This is a genomic window from Marinobacter sp. 3-2, from assembly GCF_003751355.1.
Lineage (GTDB): Bacteria > Pseudomonadota > Gammaproteobacteria > Pseudomonadales > Oleiphilaceae > Marinobacter > Marinobacter adhaerens.
Genome location: NZ_RJUQ01000013.1, coordinates 675940 through 695087, shown reverse-complemented (window position 1 = coordinate 695087; position 19148 = coordinate 675940). Strand labels below are relative to the sequence as shown.

At 58.0% G+C, this 19148-nt stretch carries 18 protein-coding genes; 15 read left to right on the top strand and 3 right to left on the bottom strand.

Features of this window, described 5'->3' with window-relative positions; genetic code table 11:
* Nucleotides 1-104: 104 nt before the first annotated feature.
* Both EDB94_RS10505 and EDB94_RS10500 read left to right on the top strand, forming a co-directional pair.
* A complete protein-coding gene (locus EDB94_RS10505) occupies nt 105-554 on the top strand; it encodes a DUF411 domain-containing protein (RefSeq protein ID WP_108018568.1) in 450 nt (149 codons plus the stop codon).
* 156 nt (nt 555-710) lie between these two features.
* On the top strand, nt 711-2432 hold the full coding sequence (locus EDB94_RS10500; RefSeq protein WP_014578703.1) for a sensor domain-containing diguanylate cyclase: 1722 nt from the start codon (nt 711-713) through the stop codon (nt 2430-2432).
* A 46-nt stretch (nt 2433-2478) separates the two neighbouring features.
* On the opposite strand, the gene EDB94_RS10495 is transcribed toward EDB94_RS10500, so the two are convergent.
* Complete coding sequence (locus EDB94_RS10495) at nt 2479-3414, bottom strand: hypothetical protein (protein ID WP_260312562.1); 936 nt, start codon at nt 3412-3414, stop codon at nt 2479-2481.
* A gap of 137 nt (nt 3415-3551) precedes the next feature.
* Here EDB94_RS10495 and EDB94_RS10490 point away from each other — a divergent pair, with 137 nt between their 5' ends.
* The 8 genes from EDB94_RS10490 (at nt 3552) to EDB94_RS10455 (ending at nt 11503) form a co-directional block, all read left to right on the top strand.
* The gene (locus tag EDB94_RS10490) at nt 3552-4226 is read left to right on the top strand and encodes a Fe2+-dependent dioxygenase (protein ID WP_108018325.1); all 675 of its coding nucleotides are present in this window, start codon (nt 3552-3554) and stop codon (nt 4224-4226) included.
* 84 nt (nt 4227-4310) lie between these two features.
* Complete coding sequence (locus tag EDB94_RS10485) at nt 4311-6296, top strand: ribonuclease R family protein (protein WP_108018324.1); 1986 nt, start codon at nt 4311-4313, stop codon at nt 6294-6296.
* Nucleotides 6297-6357: 61 nt separating this feature from the next.
* The gene (locus EDB94_RS10480; RefSeq protein WP_014578707.1) at nt 6358-6558 is read left to right on the top strand and encodes a hypothetical protein; all 201 of its coding nucleotides are present in this window, start codon (nt 6358-6360) and stop codon (nt 6556-6558) included.
* Between the two features lie 276 nt (nt 6559-6834).
* Nucleotides 6835-8340 carry a carboxyl-terminal protease-like protein gene (locus tag EDB94_RS10475; RefSeq protein ID WP_260312560.1) on the top strand — a complete coding sequence of 502 codons (1506 nt, stop codon included), beginning with the start codon at nt 6835-6837 and terminating at the stop codon, nt 8338-8340.
* Between the two features lie 17 nt (nt 8341-8357).
* A complete protein-coding gene (locus EDB94_RS10470; protein WP_014578709.1) occupies nt 8358-8999 on the top strand; it encodes a hypothetical protein in 642 nt (213 codons plus the stop codon).
* Complete coding sequence (locus EDB94_RS10465; RefSeq protein ID WP_108018323.1) at nt 8983-10227, top strand: hypothetical protein; 1245 nt, start codon at nt 8983-8985, stop codon at nt 10225-10227. Before EDB94_RS10470 ends, EDB94_RS10465 begins: the two co-directional genes overlap by 17 nt.
* Complete coding sequence (locus EDB94_RS10460) at nt 10224-10685, top strand: YcfL family protein (RefSeq protein WP_014578711.1); 462 nt, start codon at nt 10224-10226, stop codon at nt 10683-10685. The genes EDB94_RS10465 and EDB94_RS10460 overlap by 4 nt, the downstream gene beginning before the upstream one ends.
* Nucleotides 10685-11503: a hypothetical protein gene (locus EDB94_RS10455; protein ID WP_014578712.1), complete on the top strand. Its 819-nt coding sequence runs from the start codon at nt 10685-10687 to the stop codon at nt 11501-11503. Before EDB94_RS10460 ends, EDB94_RS10455 begins: the two co-directional genes overlap by 1 nt.
* A 1-nt stretch (nt 11504) precedes the next feature.
* On the opposite strand, the gene EDB94_RS10450 is transcribed toward EDB94_RS10455, so the two are convergent.
* Nucleotides 11505-12398, bottom strand: coding sequence for an acyltransferase (locus tag EDB94_RS10450; protein WP_108018322.1), 894 nt, complete (start codon nt 12396-12398; stop codon nt 11505-11507).
* Nucleotides 12399-12623: 225 nt separating this feature from the next.
* On the opposite strand from EDB94_RS10450, the gene EDB94_RS10445 reads away from it, so the two are divergent.
* A complete protein-coding gene (locus EDB94_RS10445) occupies nt 12624-13775 on the top strand; it encodes an alpha/beta fold hydrolase (RefSeq protein ID WP_062783958.1) in 1152 nt (383 codons plus the stop codon).
* Nucleotides 13776-13932: 157 nt separating this feature from the next.
* On the opposite strand, the gene EDB94_RS10440 is transcribed toward EDB94_RS10445, so the two are convergent.
* Complete coding sequence (locus EDB94_RS10440; RefSeq protein WP_108018321.1) at nt 13933-14604, bottom strand: haloacid dehalogenase type II; 672 nt, start codon at nt 14602-14604, stop codon at nt 13933-13935.
* A gap of 163 nt (nt 14605-14767) precedes the next feature.
* Between EDB94_RS10440 and EDB94_RS10435 the strand changes: the two genes are divergently transcribed.
* The 4 genes from EDB94_RS10435 to tpx all read left to right on the top strand — a co-directional run bounded on the left by EDB94_RS10435 (nt 14768) and on the right by tpx (nt 18931).
* The gene (locus tag EDB94_RS10435; RefSeq protein WP_260312559.1) at nt 14768-15961 is read left to right on the top strand and encodes a carboxylesterase; all 1194 of its coding nucleotides are present in this window, start codon (nt 14768-14770) and stop codon (nt 15959-15961) included.
* A gap of 33 nt (nt 15962-15994) precedes the next feature.
* A complete protein-coding gene (locus EDB94_RS10430; protein ID WP_108018319.1) occupies nt 15995-16906 on the top strand; it encodes a LysR family transcriptional regulator in 912 nt (303 codons plus the stop codon).
* A 236-nt stretch (nt 16907-17142) separates the two neighbouring features.
* Nucleotides 17143-18363: a Bcr/CflA family multidrug efflux MFS transporter gene (locus EDB94_RS10425; RefSeq protein WP_108018318.1), complete on the top strand. Its 1221-nt coding sequence runs from the start codon at nt 17143-17145 to the stop codon at nt 18361-18363.
* Nucleotides 18364-18433: 70 nt separating this feature from the next.
* The gene (gene tpx / locus EDB94_RS10420) at nt 18434-18931 is read left to right on the top strand and encodes a thiol peroxidase (protein ID WP_014578719.1); all 498 of its coding nucleotides are present in this window, start codon (nt 18434-18436) and stop codon (nt 18929-18931) included.
* The last annotated feature ends 217 nt before the right edge of the window (nt 18932-19148 follow it).

Genomic DNA, 19148 nt, shown 5'->3' with positions numbered 1-19148 from the left:
CGGAGGTCTTGCCCTGATGGCAGCCATCGTCTGGTGGTTCTGGCTTTCCGGTTCTGACGACACAGGCTCCAATGAGCATGAACATCACCACTGAGGTATTCGCCATGAAAAAACACACCCTGGCTTTTGGCCTGATGGCAGCCCTGGGATTCAGCACCACGGCGCTGGCAGCCGGTGCAGCCCAGAGCATACACGTTTACAAATCCCCAACCTGCGGCTGCTGCGGTGACTGGATTGATCACCTGGAAGAAAATGGCTTCGAGGTGGAGGCGACCAACACCAACGACATGGGCAGGATCAAGGCCGATGCCGGTCTGATCGCCGGTCTGGGTAGCTGCCACACCGCCTTTATCGGCGACTACGTCATTGAAGGCCACGTTCCGGCCGAAGACATCAAGCGCCTGATAAGCGAAGCGCCCCGGGCCAAAGGCCTCAGCGTGCCGGGTATGCCCATCGGATCTCCGGGCATGGAGATGGGCGACCGGAAAGACCATTACAAGGTCATCCTGTTCAACGAGTCAGGACAGACACGGATTTTTTCCGAACATAACTAGTATTGATCGCCACGCAGGGGTCGTTGCATCAGCGGCCCTTGCGACACTGATTCCCTCCCGAAACGTTCCCTGCCCTGTCTGTTTTTTCTACACTCTGATTAACCAGTGTTCTATCATTGGCGCCCAGAAACCCAGAAAAACCGAGAGGGACCCTCGTTGAGCATTAAAACCCGAATCCTTGGTCTGGCCGCCAGCCTGATAGTCGTGGCTTCGCTGGCATCTTGGCTGGCCTATCGGGAGCTATCCGAAAATATCATCGAACGCTGGGGCCAACAGGTGGCGGAAATACAGGTGCGCTACGACAGCGCCCGACTGCTGCAGTCCCTGGAGCGGGAGATTGGGCTGGCCAAACAGATGGCGAGCTCCTCCACACTGATCAACTGGGCCGCCAGTCCCGATGACGAAACGCTCAAGTCTGAAGCCATTCGCCAGATGGAGAGTTTTCGTTCCAACTTCCGGGACAATAATTACTTTGTCGCGCTGGTCGGGAACGGCCACTATTACTACAACAACGCAGAGAATGAGTACGCCGGCAGCCAGTTCCGGTACGTTCTCGACGAGGAGAAGCCCGACGACGCCTGGTTTTTCCAGCTGATAGAAGAAGGCCGCGACTTCCATCTCAACGTGAATCCGGATACCGAACTGGGGGTCACCAAGCTCTGGATCGATGTATTGATGCGGGACGAGGCCGGCGAGATAGTCGGCATGGTCGGAACCGGTCTTAGCCTCGATGCTTTCCTGCAGGATATTGTCGACATCGATCAGGAGGGCATCACCACGCTGTTTGTCGATTACAACGGCGCCATACAGCTGTACCGCGACCGCAACTACATCGATTTCGCCAGTATCATCAAACCCGAAGGTCAGAAGAACACGGTCGACCTGCTGTTCGAGGATCCCCAGGACAAACAGCAGATCCTCGGTATGCTGCAGCTGCTGAAAAAGCGCGGGGACCAGGCCGGTCAGGTGGAAAGCGGCTTTGTGACGGTGGATGGTCGCAAGCATCTGGCCGGGGTTGCCTTTCTGCCCGCCATTGGCTGGTTTGAAATTACTCTTCTGGATCTGCACACTCTCCTACCCCAAAGCTATCTCTGGCCACTCGTAGCCGTATTCCTGGTGACCTTGCTTGTGAGCCTGTTGCTGTTCCATTTCATCATCCAGTCACGGATTCTGAAGCCCATCATGAGCCTCGAACGCGCGGTGGAAAAAGTCCGTGAGGGTAGCTTCGACCTGCCACGTCTCGAAAAACCGAATAATGAGGTCGGCTGGCTTGCCGACCATTTCGAGAAAATGGCCCAAAAGCTGGGCCAGTCCACGCGGGAGCTAGAGACAAAAGTGGCTCAACGAACGGATGAGCTGAACCGGCTGGCCCGAATTGATCCGCTGACCGGTCTCAAGAACCGTCGTGGACTGGACGAGATACTGGAAGAAGAGATTCAGCGGGCTCGTCGGCAGGACAGCGGGTTTGGCGTTATCTGGCTGGATATTGATCATTTCAAGACGATCAACGACAACCTCGGACATCAGGCGGGCGACCAGATTCTCTGCCGTGTCGCACTCTGGCTCAAAGCAGGCGTTCGGCCTTACGATCATCCAGGAAGGTGGGGCGGCGATGAGTTCGTGGTTCTGCTATCACCCTGTGACCCTGACACTCTGGAACAGATTGCCCGGCGCATTCGGGAACTGGTGGAACAGGAGAGTCGAAAAACCGGCGCAGCGGTAACGGTCAGCGTCGGCGGATTTTTTGCCCGACCCGGCGACACCAGCGATACCATTCTCAGACATGCAGACCGCGCGCTTTACCGTGCGAAAGCCGGCGGCCGTAACCAGGTCTGCATCGACACGCGGGATGACGAAACAGCGCTTTCCGAAAACTGACAGACAAGCCGGAACCCCGAATCGGAGGCTCCGGCGGTATCAATAATCAGTACAGGAACGGCGCAAGGGCCAGCTCCAGCCGGGCCTGGGCCGAGTAGACATTAGCCACGGGAACGGCTGGCTGCTCGGGCGGCACCGCTGAGGGCCAGGCTTTTTGGAGCTCGTCCAGTGCCTTCACGGCATCACGCCAGGCTTCCCTGTTCTGCTTTTTCAGTGTCGCCTGATGGCTATCCAGATAGTCACGCGCGGAACTCACAAAGCCGCGACCGTCCTGATATTCGTGCACGGCAACAAAGCGCCCTTCTTCCAGGGCCTCGTCATACTCAAGCACGGCCTGCTTGGTCAGCGAGAGGACCACTCTCGAGACGGTTCCGGCGCTCTGTGCGTTCTTGCTATCGACAGCATTGACCGCTTTCTCGAGAGCCACCCAAGCCGCCTGGAACTCCTTGTTTATGTCGCTCCAGCGCTCAACCCCGCCGGCCTGATTCGCCAGCAACTCCAGACGTTCACTCACGTCGTTTTGACCCCGGCTCTCAAGGCCGGGTTCAACCATGCCGTAAAGCTCAACCCAGGGATGGGTCAGATGTGGACGCCCGTCAGCGACCTTGCCCGCCTTGATCAATTCCCGAGCCGCCATCAAATGACCCTGCATCATCTGCAACATGGCAACATAGGCGCCGTCAGAGGCGATAGGAGAAACAGCGGACGATCCGCCTTCGCCACCTTCTCCGCCTTCTCCGCCTTCGCCACCGGCGGCAAAGTAACTGAACGCCGCTCCTGCTCCGGCTTCACCACCTTCACCTCCATGGTGTTCACCGCCTCCACCTCCGTGATGTTCTCCGCCCTCGCCGCCTTCTGCTGAGCCCGAGGTCATCATATCGTCATGATGCTTCTCTTTATGCTCGCTGGCGACAGCTCCGGAACTGGCAATCAGCGTAGCCATGCCGATGCCGGTCCAAAGCTTCAGCTTTTCATTCTTCATTCCGTTCTTTCTCCTGTTAAAAACCGCCTGCTGCTCTTCGTCAACAACGGTAGAATTGATGGCATGTCCATAGTGGTGCATGATGCGCCACAGCAAATACTGATTGCAAATTATTCGTATTAAGAGTTGAGCTAACCATGATTATCTGTATCGACCAGATCCTGACCCCCGAACAGCTCGAGCGAATCCGCAACACTCTGGACGGCGGCGAGTTTCAGGACGGGCGGAGCACAGCCGGGTGGCATGCAAAGCTGGTCAAGAACAACGAGCAATTGACGGTGTCCGGGGGCCAGACGGAAGGTCTTCGGGCCGAGGTGGAAAAAGCCCTGACGGAACACCCCCTGTTCCAGATGGCAGTGCGGCCTGCCAAGGTCACACCTCTCATTTTCAGTCGCTACCGGGATGGTATGACCTACGGCAATCATGTGGACGATCCCGTGATGGGCCGGGGAGCCGGCAGGTTGCGGACCGATGTTTCCTTCACGCTGTTCCTGGACGATCCTGACAGCTACGACGGGGGCGAACTGGTTACCGAGACTACGGCGGGTGAGCAATCCTACAAATTACCGGCCGGCGCGGCGGTAGTCTATCCGTCCTCAACCCTGCACCGGGTTGATCCGGTCACACGGGGCCAGCGCCGTGTCGCTATCGGTTGGGCTCAGAGCACCATTCGGGAACCAGCCCAGCGGGAAGTGCTCTTTGATCTGGACACAGCCCGGCGACAACTGTTTGAACGTGAGGGCAAAACGACCGAATTCGATCTGCTCACCAAATCACTGGCCAACCTCCAGAGATTCTGGACAGAAATCTGATTTGCGTATTCTGCTATCTGACGCATAGAGCCATAACCGTTATACTCCGCCCCATCATTCATTATTTACCAGCCAGGTTACTTCATGCTCAATGCCGACGCCCTCAGCCAGTTGCGCCAGCTGAAATCGGATATCAAGGACAACAAGGTGGTTTTTCCAGGTACCGTCAAAGCCACCAATGGCCGTTTCGGGTTCGTTGCGCTCGACGAGGGTCGGGATGTTTTCCTGCCACCCGAGGAAATGCAGAAGGTGTTGCCCGGGGACCGGGTGAATGTCACCGAGCAGGAGGTTGAAAAAGGCAAAACCCAGGGCGTAGTGGACGAACTCCTGGAAACCCGCCTGAACACCTTTGTGGGTCGTTACCTGGTAAAAGGTAAAGGGCATTTCGTGGTGCCCGAGACGCCGGGGATCAACCGATGGATCTTCATTCCCCCCAAGGAGCGAATGAACGCCCAGCAGGACGATTACATCTACTGCCAGATTCACAAACATCCGATCAAGGACGGCAAGGGCCAGGCCAAGGTACTGCGGGTAATCGGTAAGGCCGGGGAACCCGGTATCGAACGCTCTTTCACCCTGGCCACCTTTGATCTGGCTGACACCTGGCCGGACGCTGTGCGCGCTCAGGCCGACAGCCTCGGTGAAGGCGATATCGAATCCAGGGAAACCGGACGGGAGGACCGCACGGACCGCCCGTACGTGACCATCGACAGCCCGGGCACGCAGGACATGGACGACGCCCTGCTGGCCGAACCCAACGCCACCGGCTGGACCCTCTCGATTGCTATTGCCGATCCGACCGCCGTGATCGACACCGACAGCCCGGCGGAACAGGAAGCGTTCAATCGGGCCACCGCTATCTATTTCCCGGGCGAGCCCCTGCCCATGCTGCCAGACAGCATCAGCACCCGCCTGTGCTCGTTGATGCCGGAAGCCAAGCGTCTGTCCCTGGTCTGCGATCTTCAGGTTAACAATGATGGCAGTCTTGGCGACTACAGTTTTCATCAGGCCGTTATCCAGTCCAAGGGCAAGCTCAGTTACGAGCTCGTTTCCAACCTGATCGAAGGACGGGAAGACGACGACATCAAGGCACTGCCGGAAGCCGTTGCCAACAGCCTCGATCAACTGCATCAGGCAGCGACAGCCCTCCGGAAATGGCGCAACGAACATGCGCTGCTGAGCGGCGACCGTCCCGAATTCCGCCTCCGGCTGGATGAAAACAAACGTATCCGGCTGATCGAACCGTCCATCCAGAATGAAGCCCATCGGCTGGTGGAAGAATGCATGGTTGCCGCCAACCGCTGCGCCGCGGATTTCCTGAGTAACCACACGGCCGGCCTGTTCATCCAGCATCCCGGATTACGTGATGATCGCGCCGACAACATCCGGTCACTGATCGACAGCCACGCACCGCATCTTTCAGGCGTCGACGCCCATCAGGCCGAGGGTTTCAGGAAGCTGATGAAGGAGACGGACTCTCTGGAGGCCGAGGTACCGGTCAAGGCCATCCTGTCCCGCCAGCTGGCCCGGGCCGAGCTGAGCTTCAAGCCGGCTCCTCATCAGGGCATGGGCCTCGATGCCTACACCACCTTTACCTCGCCACTGCGCAAGTTCTCGGATTTTTACGTGCATCGGCTGATCAAGGCGGCTCTGTGGGACACCCCCATGAAAGCGCTGACAGAGGATCAGCTGGAAGCCCTGCAAGCTGCCCAGATCCGCGCCCGACAGGCGGCGAACAGCCTGGAATCCTGGCTCAAAAGCGATTTTGCCAAAACTCTCGGCGAAGAACCCATGGCCGGCGTTATCTGCCGCACAGTGCCCGCCGGCTTCTTCGTTCGCCTGGATGCCAACGGGCTGGAAGGCTTCGTCAGCTGCAAGGATCTTGACGGAAAGTACAGCTTTGATCCGGTTACCATGCGCCTTATCCACAACAAGAACGGACGCATCTTCCAGCTGGAACAACCGGTAACGGTCAGCTTTTCCGGGGTGGATGACGAGCGCAGGCAGATTAATTTCAAGCTTGTGGAAGCCCAGGAAATTGCCAGCCAGAGCAGCACTGACGGCGGTTGAAAAACCACAATGGCAGGCGCATCGTATTCATCAGGACATGCTCCCCTGATGGAGGTGCGCCATGCCCATCACGCCCGATGAATTTCTGAAAAAGTACGGCTTCGACAAGGAAGACGAGGAGCGGGACCACAGCCTCCGCAACAACGCCATGGAGCATGCCAAACACTTGCGCAGGCCCCATGCTGGCACGCCCCACGACTGGGAAGAATGGGAGCGCTACAAGCGGGAGCATCCGGATGAAGTGGAGGATGATGATCACTGAGCATCAACTCCTTCCTCCACCTTGTTTTCGGGTTGGTTAACAAATTTTTGCATTGTTTTTCATTTCTCTATATTCCATAGAGCAGCCTGATAACTCTTTTCATTTCATTTAGTTAGAAAAAACACCTTCCTCATCTTCCTGATTCTATTGGGTCAATGCCTCATGCTGGTGCACCAGAGGCGAGACGCGCTCATTAAAAATTGTTTATACATTTACCCAAATTCCGGAGTGTCGCTGTCCCGGACTCATTTCAACCAGTGGAATTTGGGTAGCAAAATGAAGTTCAGTTGTTCTCAAAGCGTGGAAAAAAGAGGCGCTGCATTTGCAGCAGCCGGAAGGGCTCTCGTCAGTCTTGTCATGGTCTTTTTACTGGCCGGATGTCAGGTTTATCAGTTCGACCCGAATAGCGTGAGCGCCGAAAACCCGGGTTCGTATACAACAGGAACGGTCCCGTTCACCATTGTTGGAGAGGAGCGTCCTGACTGGCTGGTTCCGGAGTCTCCCGATGCGCCTGAAGTTATGGTCACCCGGACAACTGAAACCAAGGGGTCGACGGGTTTCAACGGCGCCAGCTTTTTTGGCTACATGGTTACCCTGTCTCTGATTCCTTATTACGATGAAGTCCAGTACGAGGACATCTACGCGCTCAGCTGGCAGGGTGAAACCTTGCTCGAAAGCCGGGTGACCTACTCCATTGATTCCTATCTGTCTCTGTATTTCCCGACGCCAATGATGTTCATGGGATCACTGAATGATGAAGCCGCCGAACAGGCAGTAGCCCGGGACTTCATCACCAACCATCACAAGGACAGTGTTCTGGCACTCATCGATGAGCAGCGCCGCGAATTCGAGCAGGCAAACCCTGAGACCGCCGCCGAGATTGCAGCCTACCTGAAAGCCGGAGGAGCGAACTCTGTCTATCGCCCGTCGGCTGTTCTCAGACTGATTGACCTGGCTCCCGACACCAACACGCTTGCCTATCACGCGGCCAACAGCCAGGTGCCCGGCTACGTTGACCTGCTACCTGCTCGCTATCAGGCCTGGCTGATCGGTCCGGAAGGTTTGCGTGGCATAGATCTGAAGACACAGCTCGCCGACGGAACCGACGCCGATCAGTTACTGGTCCGCATGCTTAACGCCTATCCAGACCAGAGTGGCGATGTTCAGTCCGGTTATTACACCGGTATGACCCGGGCGCACCGGGAGACATTGAAAGAAGCGGGCCTGCCCGAAGGGCTCGTGGATCGTATGACCAATGAGGCGCCCTCTGCTCAACTGCTGGCCGCCGCAAAAACAGGCAAACTCCGCGATGACAGCGGCAACATTCGTACTCCCACCGAAGAGGAATTGCTGGAACAATTGGTTCGGCAGGACAATCAGGGTAAATTCCTCAGCCCCTACACCAGCGATGACGTCCTTGCGGAATGGGTGAATTCCGCCATCAATGCCAATATCGGCGCAACTGTCGGCACTGGGCTCGGAGCAGCAGCAGGCGCCTATGCGGGTGAAAAAGCTCTGGAGCAGGTACCTTTCGTCGGCAGCTTTCTGGGTGGTGCCATAGGTGCCGAGATAGGCAAATCCGCAGGCCGCGAAACTGCGATCAGTGCCTCGGGTGGCTGGGAAGCGATTCGTGCCTCTTCAGACCGGAGTTTTGATGACATCCATTCCATGGCTCGCTACCTGAAAGCAAAATACGGCCACACCGGCAACTTCAAGGATGCCATGGAAGCCACCCGACAGATCTACCCGGAGCTGGCAGAAGCCCTCGCGAGTGCCTACTGAAATAATTGGAGATATACATGTTTACCAAGAATCATTTGAAACTGGTTTGCGCTGTAGCGCTTGCCTCCGGGTTTCTCTCGGGCTGTGCCAGCAAAATTGAAAACGTTCAGGGCAAGCCCAGTGTCTACGAGGACGTTTCCACCACCGGCAGCGTGGGCGGTGTCGGCATCGAAAGCCAGGACGTGGTCGCCATGACAGACCAGATGATGCGTGACATGCTGGCAAACCCCATGCTCACCGGCCGTTCGACGCCACCGCGAATCATCATCGACAATGAATACATCAAGAACGAGAGCACCTCGGTTATCAACACCAACATGCTGACAGATCGCCTGCGCATTGAGCTGAACCGCGCTGCGAACGGCCGCATGGTCTTTGTGGGTCGCCACTTCTCCGACATGGTCCAGAAAGAGCGGGATCTCAAACGAGATGGCGCCGTTGATGGCGGCACAATTCGCCAAACAGCTGCCCAGGCCGGTGCAGATTTCCGCCTGGGAGGCCGTATCTCTTCGCTGGACGCGATTGATCGCAACACCGGAACCCAGTCCCGTTACAGCCAGGTGACCTTCGAGATGGTCGATCTTGAGCTGGGCACCATTGTCTGGAGCGGACTCTATGAGATGAGAAAGGCGGCCCGTGACAATGTGGTTTACCGATAAGACCTGGCTGAGGCCGGCACTGGCGACCGCCATCGCCGGCACACTGGCCGGCTGTGCCAGCGGACCGAAAGTGTATGATCGGGCCACATTGGCACCGGCCGAAACGTCGCTTGTAGCGAGCAAGCCCGCGGTTCTTCGGGCCGATTTCGAGAACCTGTTCGAGGAAGGACAACGAAACAAAGTCCTTAACCTCATGGAAATCGGGATCAAGGCCTATAGGGCAGGCTATCGACAGGAGGCGAAGAACACTCTGACCCAGGCCCGCCTGGAGATCGAGAATGTTTACGCTGACTCCGACGCCGCCCGTAAGGCCCGCAGCATCTGGTATGAAGAAGCGGAAAAGGACTTCAAAGGCGAGCCTTACGAACGGGCTATGGTCTACCTGTATCTGGGCCTGGTTTACCTGGAAGAAGGTGACTACGGTAATGCCCGTGCCAGCTTCCTGGCAGGATTGCTGCAGGACGCCTTTGCCGAAGAAGAACAGAACAGCACCGATTTCGCGCTGTTGTTGTACCTGGCAGGCTGGTCCGCCATGCAGATGGGCAGCGACCAACTGGCGCGGGAGCATTTTGAGGAGCTGAAACTCTATCGGCCGGATGCGCCGATTCCCCAAGCCGACGACAACGCGCTTCTGATTGTGGAAACCGGCACCTCCCCACGGAAGCTCGGGGATGGCGTCGGCCACTATCAGTTGGTCTATCGCCGTGGCAAGAACTTCCGGGATGTAGCTGCCGAGGTCCGCAACGGTGAGGAATGGTCAGCCCTGTATCCCATGGAAGATATTTTCTTCCAGGCCTCCACTCGCGGTGGTCGGGCTATCGATCGGATTGTCGAGGGCCAGATCCAGTTCAAGGAAAACACCCGCGCCGTTGGCTCCACCCTCAGCAGTGTCAGCCAGGACAGCATGCTGGCCGGCTTCAGTAGCGCTGCCGGCGGCGCCGTCGGGGCCGGGTACGCTGCCATCAGCCTGATCAGCGTTGCGGCCGAAGGTATGTCAGCGTCCGCCAATACCCGGGCAGACATCCGGTACTGGGCGGGACTCCCGGACACCATACACCTGTTACCGGTAACCGCCGCCGATGGCGATCCGGTCACTGTCCGTTTCCTGGATAAAAACGGTCAGCCTGTGCCAGGCCTTGCCGACAATACCGAATTCAAATTTGATGGTCGCGGGGCCGGCCTGGCCTTTGCCACGTCTCGCCGCCCGGATTCCGGAGGAAGCCAATGAACAAACTGATTACTTCTCTTGCCATCGCTGCGACCTGCGTGGGTCTGCTTTCCGGGTGTGCCGGCAAATCCGCCAGCAGCACGGACCTGATTGAGCGCACCGCGCCAATCACCATGAACTCGGTGGCATTCACCGACTACAACCTGAAGCGCACCTGGAGCCGCGGGTTTGGCCAACTGGAAGACGGCGAACGCTATCGTCTGTCACTGGTCCAGCACGGCCAGCGGCCAACGGCAACCGGGACCACAGAGGTGTACGTGGTTCTGCGCAACCACACAGATTACGATTACCGGATCGAAGCCCGCACCCAGTTCTTCGATCAGGACGGCGTACCCACCGATGTGAAACCGACCTGGCAGCGCTCGACCATCCCGGCCAACAGCATCGCCACCTATCGTGAACTGTCTACCAGCACGCAACCTTTGCAATACCGCGTGGAAGTCCGGGAGCTTAACTGATGAAGCGATTTGCACTGGCACTCTGCGTGCCCTTGCTGGCGCCGGGTTTCGCCCTGGCAGCCGACCAGACCCATGAGGCTGCGCCGATGATGGCGCCGGCACAGAAGCCGTTGACTGATGAAGACCTGAAAGAAGATCGTTCGGCACCCCAGCGCACAGAAAGCGTGGACGTGATCCTCTCACGCTTCAAAGGTGCCTTCGGCGAACAGCCACCCCGCATGGCGGTGTTCTGGAATCGCGCGTTCGACGACCAGGTCAGCGACTGGAGCAGCAACACCCGTGGCGTGGTATCAACACGAGCCTCTCTGAATGGGGAGGTACCCGACGGTAACGTCAATCTCCAGGCACAGGGCCAGGCAGCAGCGCAGGGTGAATACCGCTCGAATCGTCAGACAGGCCCTGCCGGACCGGCGTTCGAACTCCAGAGTGGGCTTGTCAGCCAGATGGTTGAGGCCGGCGTCACGGTGGTGGATCGAGCGGCCATTATGCGTATTACCGATAACGCACTGGAAACCGGTGAGTTCTCTCGCCTCTCCCCGGATCAGCGCCGGCTGGAAATGCGCGCACTGGGCGAACACGCGGACATGTTACTGGTGTTTCGAAAGCTTGCCAGCGACCGATTCGAAGTGCAGGTTCTGGACGTTCGCGACGGCAGTGTCCGTGTGATGTTGAGCTCCAATGGTGTTCCGCCCGAGAAAGCCGGGGGCCGCCAGTGGAAAGCCACCGATCGCGGATTTCAGAAAGTCGAGCAGACCGTTACTCTGGATGAAATCGGCCGGGAACTGGCGCTGCAGACACTGGCAAGGCTGTCTTCCTGATTCAGGAAGACAGCATCCGGTCCAGCTTCTCATCCTTCTGGCTCCAGACTTCTCCGAGCCAATTCTTGACGTTCCGGCGGTGTTCTGCGTCGGATGAGTAATCGCGGCCCTTCAGATGGTCCGGGATATCAACCGTGCGGATTTCCATTTTCACTTCCTTGACCCGGCCACAGATGAAGTCCCAGAACGTGGGCGCCCCATCCGGATAGGCGATGGTCACGTCCACCAGGGTCTGAATCGAATCGCCCATGGCGTCAAGCACAAAGGCAGCACCGCCGGCCTTGGGTGTCAGCAGGTGCTTGTAAGGCGATTTCTGTTTGTCATGTTTGGCCTGGGTAAAGCGGGTGCCTTCAACAAAGTTCATCACGCTCACCGGGGTATAGCGGAACCTCTCACAGGCCTTGCGCGTTGAGCGAAGATCCTCACCTCGCTTCTCAGGGTGCTTGATCAGGTATTCACGGGTATAGCGTTTCATGAAGGGGAAATCCAGCCCCCACCAGGCGAGACCGATCACCGGAACCCATATGAGCTGCTGCTTGAGGAAGAACTTGAGGAACGGCGCCCTGTGATTGAAAACCCGCTGCATGGCAAAAATATCCACCCAGCTCTGGTGATTGGCCAGCACCAGGTACCAGCTCTCACGCTTGAGTTTATCGGCGCCCTCCACATCCCATTTCGTGCCATGGGTCAGCTTCATCCAGCCGGTATTGCACGCCACCCAGGCTTCTGCAATCCAGATAATGACTTTAGTGCACAGAACCCGGAAGCCGGTGATGGGGATAATGAGTTTCAGAATGGCCGGGATGTAGAGCAGGATGCACCAGAACAGGGTGTTGATTCCGAGCAGGATGGAATTGAGTACGCCGATCACGGGGGCGGGTAGAAAGCTGAGCATGGCGATCCTGTTTTTCTGGTTGTTCTTTCCAAATGGGGCCCAATGATAGCAACCACAGACCTCATTGGGCAGTGGCCTGAAGTGACCGGTTTGCCAACCGGTTTGGACACTTCTGCCATGGCCCCGAAGGGTGCATTTGCCCTATTCTTGCCACAGCCTGCGGGTTCGGGCGTTAGCACGTTGTGTTCGTCATCATTCTGAATCTTTGCTTTTACGGATAGTCCCATGCCCAATCTTTTCAAATCAGCCGCTGATCGCGCAGCGGGCGTTACCCGCCAGACAGCCCTGTACGCAGGCAACGCCTTTGACCGGGTTTTCCGGGCCGCCAGCCTGGTTCAGGCCGGGCAGACTCCGTTTGAAACCCTCTACACCGACGGTCTGGTCAGTCTGCGTTACTACCCGCCACTGGCCGAGGATTTTATCGAGCTGGACGGGGAGACCATCGCGGTTGAGCGAAAAGCGCACAGGACACCAATTGTGATCGTACCGCCCCTGGCGGTGAACATGCTCATCTATGACTTGTTTCCCCAGCGCAGTCTGGTGCGGTTTCTGCGGGCCAAGGGGTTCGAGGTCTATCTGATCGACTGGGGCACGCCAACACGGGAACACAGCCACTACAACCTGCATACCTATGTGGCCGAATTGTTGCCGGCCTATCTGAACCGGGTGCGGGAACACAGCGGTGAGCAGGAGCTGTCGCTGCATGGCTGGAGCATGGGCGGCATGTTCACGTTGTTCTATTCCGCACTCAGCAACGATCAGCACGTTCGCAATGCCATCGTACTGGGCTCGCCGATCGACAGTCACGCCTCGGGAATCCTGGGGCTTGTGAATCAGCGCATGGCGGATGTGGCCGGATTTGTCCGGGAACGGACCGGTTTCCGCCTTCACGATGTCAAACCCCACTGGTTTCACACGCCGGGCTGGGCCAACACCATCGGGTTTAAGCTGACGAATCCGATTGCCAGCGTGATGAGTTACTGGGAGCTGATCATCCGGCTGGGTGACCGGGAGTTTGTCACCAACCACGCCACGACGTCGGCGTTTCTGGACCGCATGGTGGCCTATCCCGGCGGGATCATTCAGGACACTGTGGTTCGGGTATGGATCGACAACCAGCTGTCCAAAGGTGAGATCCAGATCGGCGAAGATATCGCCAAACTGGACAATGTGAGTGCCAACTTACTGGCCATCGCCGGCGGCGACGACACGCTCGTTACCCCCGGTGCCGCAAAGCGGGTGATGGATCATGTAAGTTCTACGGACAAGACGTTCCGGGTTGTGCCGGGTGGGCACATGGGCATCCTTGCCGGGAGCAAGGCGCCTCGTCAGAGTTGGCTGGAGTTGGCGGAGTGGCTGGCTGTTCGGTCGGACTGAGCCCTCTGCCTCGGATGCTTTGGAGATTGCCGGCAGATGTCGGGGAGGGCTTTCCAAAACACGCTCCTTGCGGCACGTCCATGTGACGCTTGACTGTCGCCATCCATGGCGACAGACAGTTTTGGAAAGCCCTCCCCGACACCTGCCTTCGCTGGCATCAGAAGTTCCTCAGTGTTAACTCCAACTCTGAAAGACTGCTGATCACTGCTGAGGGCTGAATCCCCCAGTCTTCGAAAACCTTATCCGGATCCCTTTTTACCCAGATTGCGAGTAATCCCGCAGCTCGGGCACCAATGACATCCCAGGCATTGCTTGAAACCAGACACAACGGCTTCTCCCAACAGCCCGTGGCCCTTCGGGCATGGGTGTACACTGCCGGATCGGGCTTGAAGCTTTTGATGTCGTCTACCGATACCAGACCTTCGAACTGCTCCAGCAGATCGTTGTGTCCCAGGACCTTTTCCAGCGCCGGATAACTTCCATTGGAAAACGCGAACAGCGGATACTGCCCTTTCAGTGTTTTCAGTGCCGGCAAGGCATCGTCGAACGCAGGCAGAGACAGGTAAGCCGACATCAGGGCGTTTTCGCGTTCTTCGGACAGGGTCAGTTTGTGGGTTGCCATGGCGTAGCGCAGGGCTTGGCGGGTGCAGACACCGAAATCTTCGTAGACTTTCATCAGGCCCTTGCGAAACGAGAATTCCAGCTGTTTCTCCCGCCACAACGCGGCTACGCCCTCTGCCCTGTCACCAGCGTCTTCCGCCAGCAGGCGGGACATGCCCATGGGGTCAACCAGGGTTCCGTAGACGTCGAAAGCGAGGGTCATGCTCATCGGTGGGGCTCCTCATCCGGAAGGCGGTTCGGGGTCGTATACTGAAGTCACAGTATCGGGATTTGAACGATCACTCAACACAGTCACCAATGACGACGGTTCAAGCGAAAGGAGCGAATCTCACTCGCCGGCTATGATTATCCTCAGGAATTTGCTCGTTTTAATGGTGCTGGGCACGACCGCCGCCTGCGCCACCAGCACGCAACTCTACACGCCAGGGCCATCAACATTAGGGGCCGAACCGGTTACTGATTTCGACCGCTATGTGGCATCGGTCAAAACCTACGTCGATACCAATCTGGTGCCGGTGGAAGGGTTTGAACGGGAACAGCAGGTATTATGGAACCTGCCATACAGGCTGTCGCCGGCCGCCGATTGCAACTCCGGAGATCGCACCGGGCTGTTGCTGGTGCATGGCCTGAGCGATTCACCCTTTGTGTTCCGGGATCTGGCTCGTTACCTCGCGGATCAGTGCGTGGAAGTCCGAACCCTGTTGCTGCAGGGACACGGCACCCGTCCCGGGGATATGGTGACGGCCAGCGCCGACGTCTGGCGCGATCAGGTACGTAATCACTTCGTCGCCTTGTCGCAGGATGTGGACCGGGCATTCATTGGCGGCTTTTCACTGGGCGGGGCGCTGGCCACGGATTACGCTCTTTCGGAGACGGGGCCAAGACCGGCGGGCCTGATTGCAGTCGCGCCCGCCTGGCAGCTCAACGGTCTTCGGGATTACCTCTGGCTGGCGCCCATTGCCGACGTTTTTGGTGATTTCGTGGAAAAAGAACCCGAGCTTAATCCGGTGAAGTACGAGTCGTTTTCCTTTAATGCCGGCAGCCAGATCGGCGATGTCATCTCGGCGGCGCAAAGCCGGATAATCCAGAAGGAAAGCCTCGATATACCCCTGTTTCTGGCCGCCACGGAGGCCGACTCGGTGATCAATCTCGAGTATCTGGTCACGCAGTTCCGGGAGCGGTTTAGCAATCCCGGGAATGCCATGATGATCTTTCGGGATACCCGTAAACCCTGGCCGGTCGCGCAGGCCGATGAGCGCATCCGTTTCCTGAACAGTTATCTGCCTGATGCCAATATCCTGGAATTCTCTCATCAGTCCCTGCTGATTGCGCCAGACAACGAACTCTACGGCCTAGGCGCGCCGCTGCAACGGTGCCTGGAACCCAACAACATTTCCCTCGAGGATTGCCGGCAGTTGTCAGAAAAAGATCTCTGGTTCAGCGCCTGGCACGATACAGAGCGGCCCGTGTTTACCAGCCGGCTGACCTACAACCCATGGTTTGATGATCTTGCTCAGGCCATCTGGTCCTTCATCAAGGAAAGCGAGTACACCAAGGTGCCGTAGCGCCACAGGGGGCATCGGGTTACACTGCCATTCATGAACCCGATTGATACATTCAACCTGGATTTCCGGGCCCTGAGTACGTTCCTGGCGGTCCTTGATGAAGGCAGCGTGTCCCGTGCTGCGGTGCGGCTGGGTGTTACCCAGTCGGCGGTGAGCCACACGTTGGAGCGCCTGCGCCAGGCTTTGGGTGACCCACTGTTCGTGAAGTCCGGGCGAGGCATTGTGCCAACCCGCTACGCGCTGCAGGCCGGGCCGCATATCCGTCAGATCCTCGATGACCTGCAATCGCTGTCCTCAGGCCCGCCGTTCAGTCCGGCCACGGCCGAGTTCACGTTCACCATTGCTGCCAATGACTACCAGCGGGACCTGCTTTTGCCCGGCCTGGTGCGTACCTTGCGGCAGGAAGCTCCGGGCATCAGCCTTCAGGTGATTCCATCTGGCATTCCCCGGGCAGACCTGTTGCGGAAGGATGTCTGTGATCTGGTCATTTCTCCGCACGCGCCGGAGGCGACGGACATTATGCAGCGGGGCCTGATGGCCGATCGGATGGTGGTGTTCTACGATCCCGAGTACCGCAAACCGCCTGCAGATCTGCCGGAATACCTCAAGGCGGACCACATTGCGCTGCTGTTTGCCACTGGCGAGAAGCCAACGGTGGAGACCGCCATGGATACCCGTGGCCTGGTTCGCCGCAATGTGGTGACGGTTTCCAATTTTTCCGGCCTGCCTGAGTTCCTGCGAGGCACGGATATGCTTGCCACGGCGCCGGAGGGCATGAGCAAACACTTACTCCGCGACTTCGCCTGGGTGCCTCTGCCCTTTGATTTCAAACCCTTCACCCTGCTGATGTTGTGGCATCGCCGCAATCAGAACGATCCTGCCCACAAGTGGCTGCGGAATCAGGTAAATGCTGTTGCCGCTACGCTCAACGGTCTGAAAAGTTAATCAATTAGTTTTGCTCATAGGTTGTATGAGCCTTCTTGCCGTTATCTTCCCTCTGCTTCTGCCCTAGACTGCGTTTACTCCCCTGTCGACCGGGTCGGGTAGGGCTCTCCAAAACACGCTCCTTGCGGCACGTCCATGTGACGCTTGACTGTCGCCATCCATGGCGACAGACAGTTTTGGAGAGCCCTACCCGACCCGGCCTGTTGGACTTTTTGAGATAACGCATCAGGAAAACCATGCTGACTTTAACCAGTGTCTGGACAACGATACTTCTCGCCGCCGCTGTGGCCCTTGGGCCGCTGGCAACGGACATGTATCTGCCGGCACTGCCACAGATTGGTTCAGACTTTGGCACCGGTACCGATCAGGTTCAGCTGACGCTGAGTCTGTATATGGTCGGCTTTGCCATTGCTCAGCTGATTTGCGGTCCGTTGGCAGATCGCTTTGGTCGCAAGCCGATCATGATTGGTGGTTTCGTGCTTTTCGCCATTGCCAGCATTGGCTGTGCCTTGGCGTCGAACATCGAAACCCTGATTCTCTGCCGTTTCCTGCAGGCCCTTGGTGGTTCTGCCGGCCCGGTCCTGGGTCGGGCGGCGATTCGGGATATCTATACGCCCCGCGAGGCCGCCAAGATCCTGGCGATCCTGGCCAGTATCATGGCCCTGGCGCCTGCCGTTGCACCGACCATTGGCGGTCTGCTGACCGCCAGCCTCGGCTGGTCATCGGTGTTCCTTGCATTGGGTGGCTACGCCCTGGTGATGGCGGTGGTTGTGGCCTTTGGTATTCCCGAGCCGATGCGCCCGGAACATCGCCAATCCCTTAGAATCTGCAGCCTGCTGCGGAACTATCGGACCATCGCGAAGGACATCAGCTTCGTGGGCTACACCCTGACCAACGCGCTGATCTTTTCCGGACTGTTTGCGTTCCTGTCCGGTTCTTCGTTCGTCCTGATCGATTTCCTGGGCGTACCGACCGAGCAGTTCGGCCTGTACTTCGCCTGTATGGTGGCCGGTTATATTGTCGGCAACCTGACCGCCGTCCGTCTCGGCCGTCGTCTGCTGCCGGACCAGATTCTGGTTCGTGGCCTGATTATCGCCGTCGGTGGCGGCAGCCTGATGGCCGTTCTGGCCCTCAGTGAAGTATTCAACGTCTGGGCGGTTATCCTGCCCCAGGCCCTGTTCATGATTGGTACCGGGATGGTGCTGCCCCAGACCATGGCGGGCGCCCTGGCCAACTTCCCCACTATGGCCGGTTCTGCCTCTGCCCTGTTCGGCTTCACCCAGATGGCCGTCGCCGCCATCGCTGGCATGCTGGTCGGCCATCTGCACGACGGCACCTCCCTGGTCATGGCCTCTATCATTGCAGCATGCGCCGCCATTGCGATGGGCTGTTATCTGCTGCTGGTTCAGCGTTACCCTGCGAAAGGTTTCGAACCGCAAAGTGCAACCGGTAATTGAGGCAAAATCATCCAAAGTGGTCTACACAGAGTACGTTAGACTCTAAACCAGACACCGAGGAGCAAATACCATGAGCAGCGTTAACCTGGACGGCAACCCCATTGAATTGAGCGGTAAATTTCCCGAAACAGGCGACAACGCGCCTCCCTTTACCCTGACCAACAGCGGGCTGGAAGAAGTCAAACTCGACAACTGGTCCGGCAAGCGCAAGATCCTGAACATCATCCCGAGCATCGACACCGGCGTCTGCGCCGCGTCTACCCGGAAGTTCAACGAAAAGGCCGGCAGCCTGGACAACACCGTGGTCCTCGTAGTCTCCGCCGACCTGCCCTTCGCGGCCGCCCGCTTCTGTGGCGCTGAAGGTCTGAAAAACGTCGAAACCCTCTCCACCTTCCGGAACTACAGCTTCCAGCAGGACTACGGCGTCGCCATTCAGGATGGCCCCCTGGCCGGTCTCTGCGCCAGGGCGGTGGTCGTACTGGATGAGAACGACAAGGTCATCCACAGCCAGCTGGTTGATGAGATCAAGGATGAGCCGGATTACGATGCGGCGCTGAAGGTGCTGTAACGCTTCTTATCGCCCTGAGCGCCGGACATATCACCGGTTTTCGGGGCAGTTGGATGGGGGCGGGCTTCTGAAACCGTGCGGAGCCATGGATGGCGGAGCCGAGCGTACAGGGATGTATCCACAGCGTGTTTCAGAAGCCCGCCCCCAGCCGACTGCATGCTCCAAAACCAGAACCTGTTAGAATCCCCGCCCAAAGCCCGAATCCTAACCGAAGGCC

What these genes read in the sequence shown, in the direction of transcription:
- EDB94_RS10465 (WP_108018323.1), top strand. Translation starts at nt 8,983, where the DNA reads ATGTGGTTTACCGATAAGACCTGGCTGAGGCCGGCACTGGCGACCGCC.
- EDB94_RS10505 (WP_108018568.1), top strand. Translation starts at nt 105, where the DNA reads ATGAAAAAACACACCCTGGCTTTTGGCCTGATGGCAGCCCTGGGATTC.
- EDB94_RS10460 (WP_014578711.1), top strand. Translation starts at nt 10,224, where the DNA reads ATGAACAAACTGATTACTTCTCTTGCCATCGCTGCGACCTGCGTGGGT.
- EDB94_RS10435 (WP_260312559.1), top strand. Translation starts at nt 14,768, where the DNA reads ATGGTGCTGGGCACGACCGCCGCCTGCGCCACCAGCACGCAACTCTAC.
- EDB94_RS10495 (WP_260312562.1), bottom strand. Translation starts at nt 3,414, where the DNA reads ATGAAGAATGAAAAGCTGAAGCTTTGGACCGGCATCGGCATGGCTACG.
- EDB94_RS10455 (WP_014578712.1), top strand. Translation starts at nt 10,685, where the DNA reads ATGAAGCGATTTGCACTGGCACTCTGCGTGCCCTTGCTGGCGCCGGGT.
- EDB94_RS10425 (WP_108018318.1), top strand. Translation starts at nt 17,143, where the DNA reads ATGCTGACTTTAACCAGTGTCTGGACAACGATACTTCTCGCCGCCGCT.
- EDB94_RS10475 (WP_260312560.1), top strand. Translation starts at nt 6,835, where the DNA reads ATGAAGTTCAGTTGTTCTCAAAGCGTGGAAAAAAGAGGCGCTGCATTT.
- EDB94_RS10480 (WP_014578707.1), top strand. Translation starts at nt 6,358, where the DNA reads ATGCCCATCACGCCCGATGAATTTCTGAAAAAGTACGGCTTCGACAAG.
- tpx (WP_014578719.1), top strand. Translation starts at nt 18,434, where the DNA reads ATGAGCAGCGTTAACCTGGACGGCAACCCCATTGAATTGAGCGGTAAA.
- EDB94_RS10490 (WP_108018325.1), top strand. Translation starts at nt 3,552, where the DNA reads ATGATTATCTGTATCGACCAGATCCTGACCCCCGAACAGCTCGAGCGA.
- EDB94_RS10485 (WP_108018324.1), top strand. Translation starts at nt 4,311, where the DNA reads ATGCTCAATGCCGACGCCCTCAGCCAGTTGCGCCAGCTGAAATCGGAT.
- EDB94_RS10450 (WP_108018322.1), bottom strand. Translation starts at nt 12,398, where the DNA reads ATGCTCAGCTTTCTACCCGCCCCCGTGATCGGCGTACTCAATTCCATC.
- EDB94_RS10445 (WP_062783958.1), top strand. Translation starts at nt 12,624, where the DNA reads ATGCCCAATCTTTTCAAATCAGCCGCTGATCGCGCAGCGGGCGTTACC.
- EDB94_RS10440 (WP_108018321.1), bottom strand. Translation starts at nt 14,604, where the DNA reads ATGAGCATGACCCTCGCTTTCGACGTCTACGGAACCCTGGTTGACCCC.
- EDB94_RS10430 (WP_108018319.1), top strand. Translation starts at nt 15,995, where the DNA reads ATGAACCCGATTGATACATTCAACCTGGATTTCCGGGCCCTGAGTACG.
- EDB94_RS10470 (WP_014578709.1), top strand. Translation starts at nt 8,358, where the DNA reads ATGTTTACCAAGAATCATTTGAAACTGGTTTGCGCTGTAGCGCTTGCC.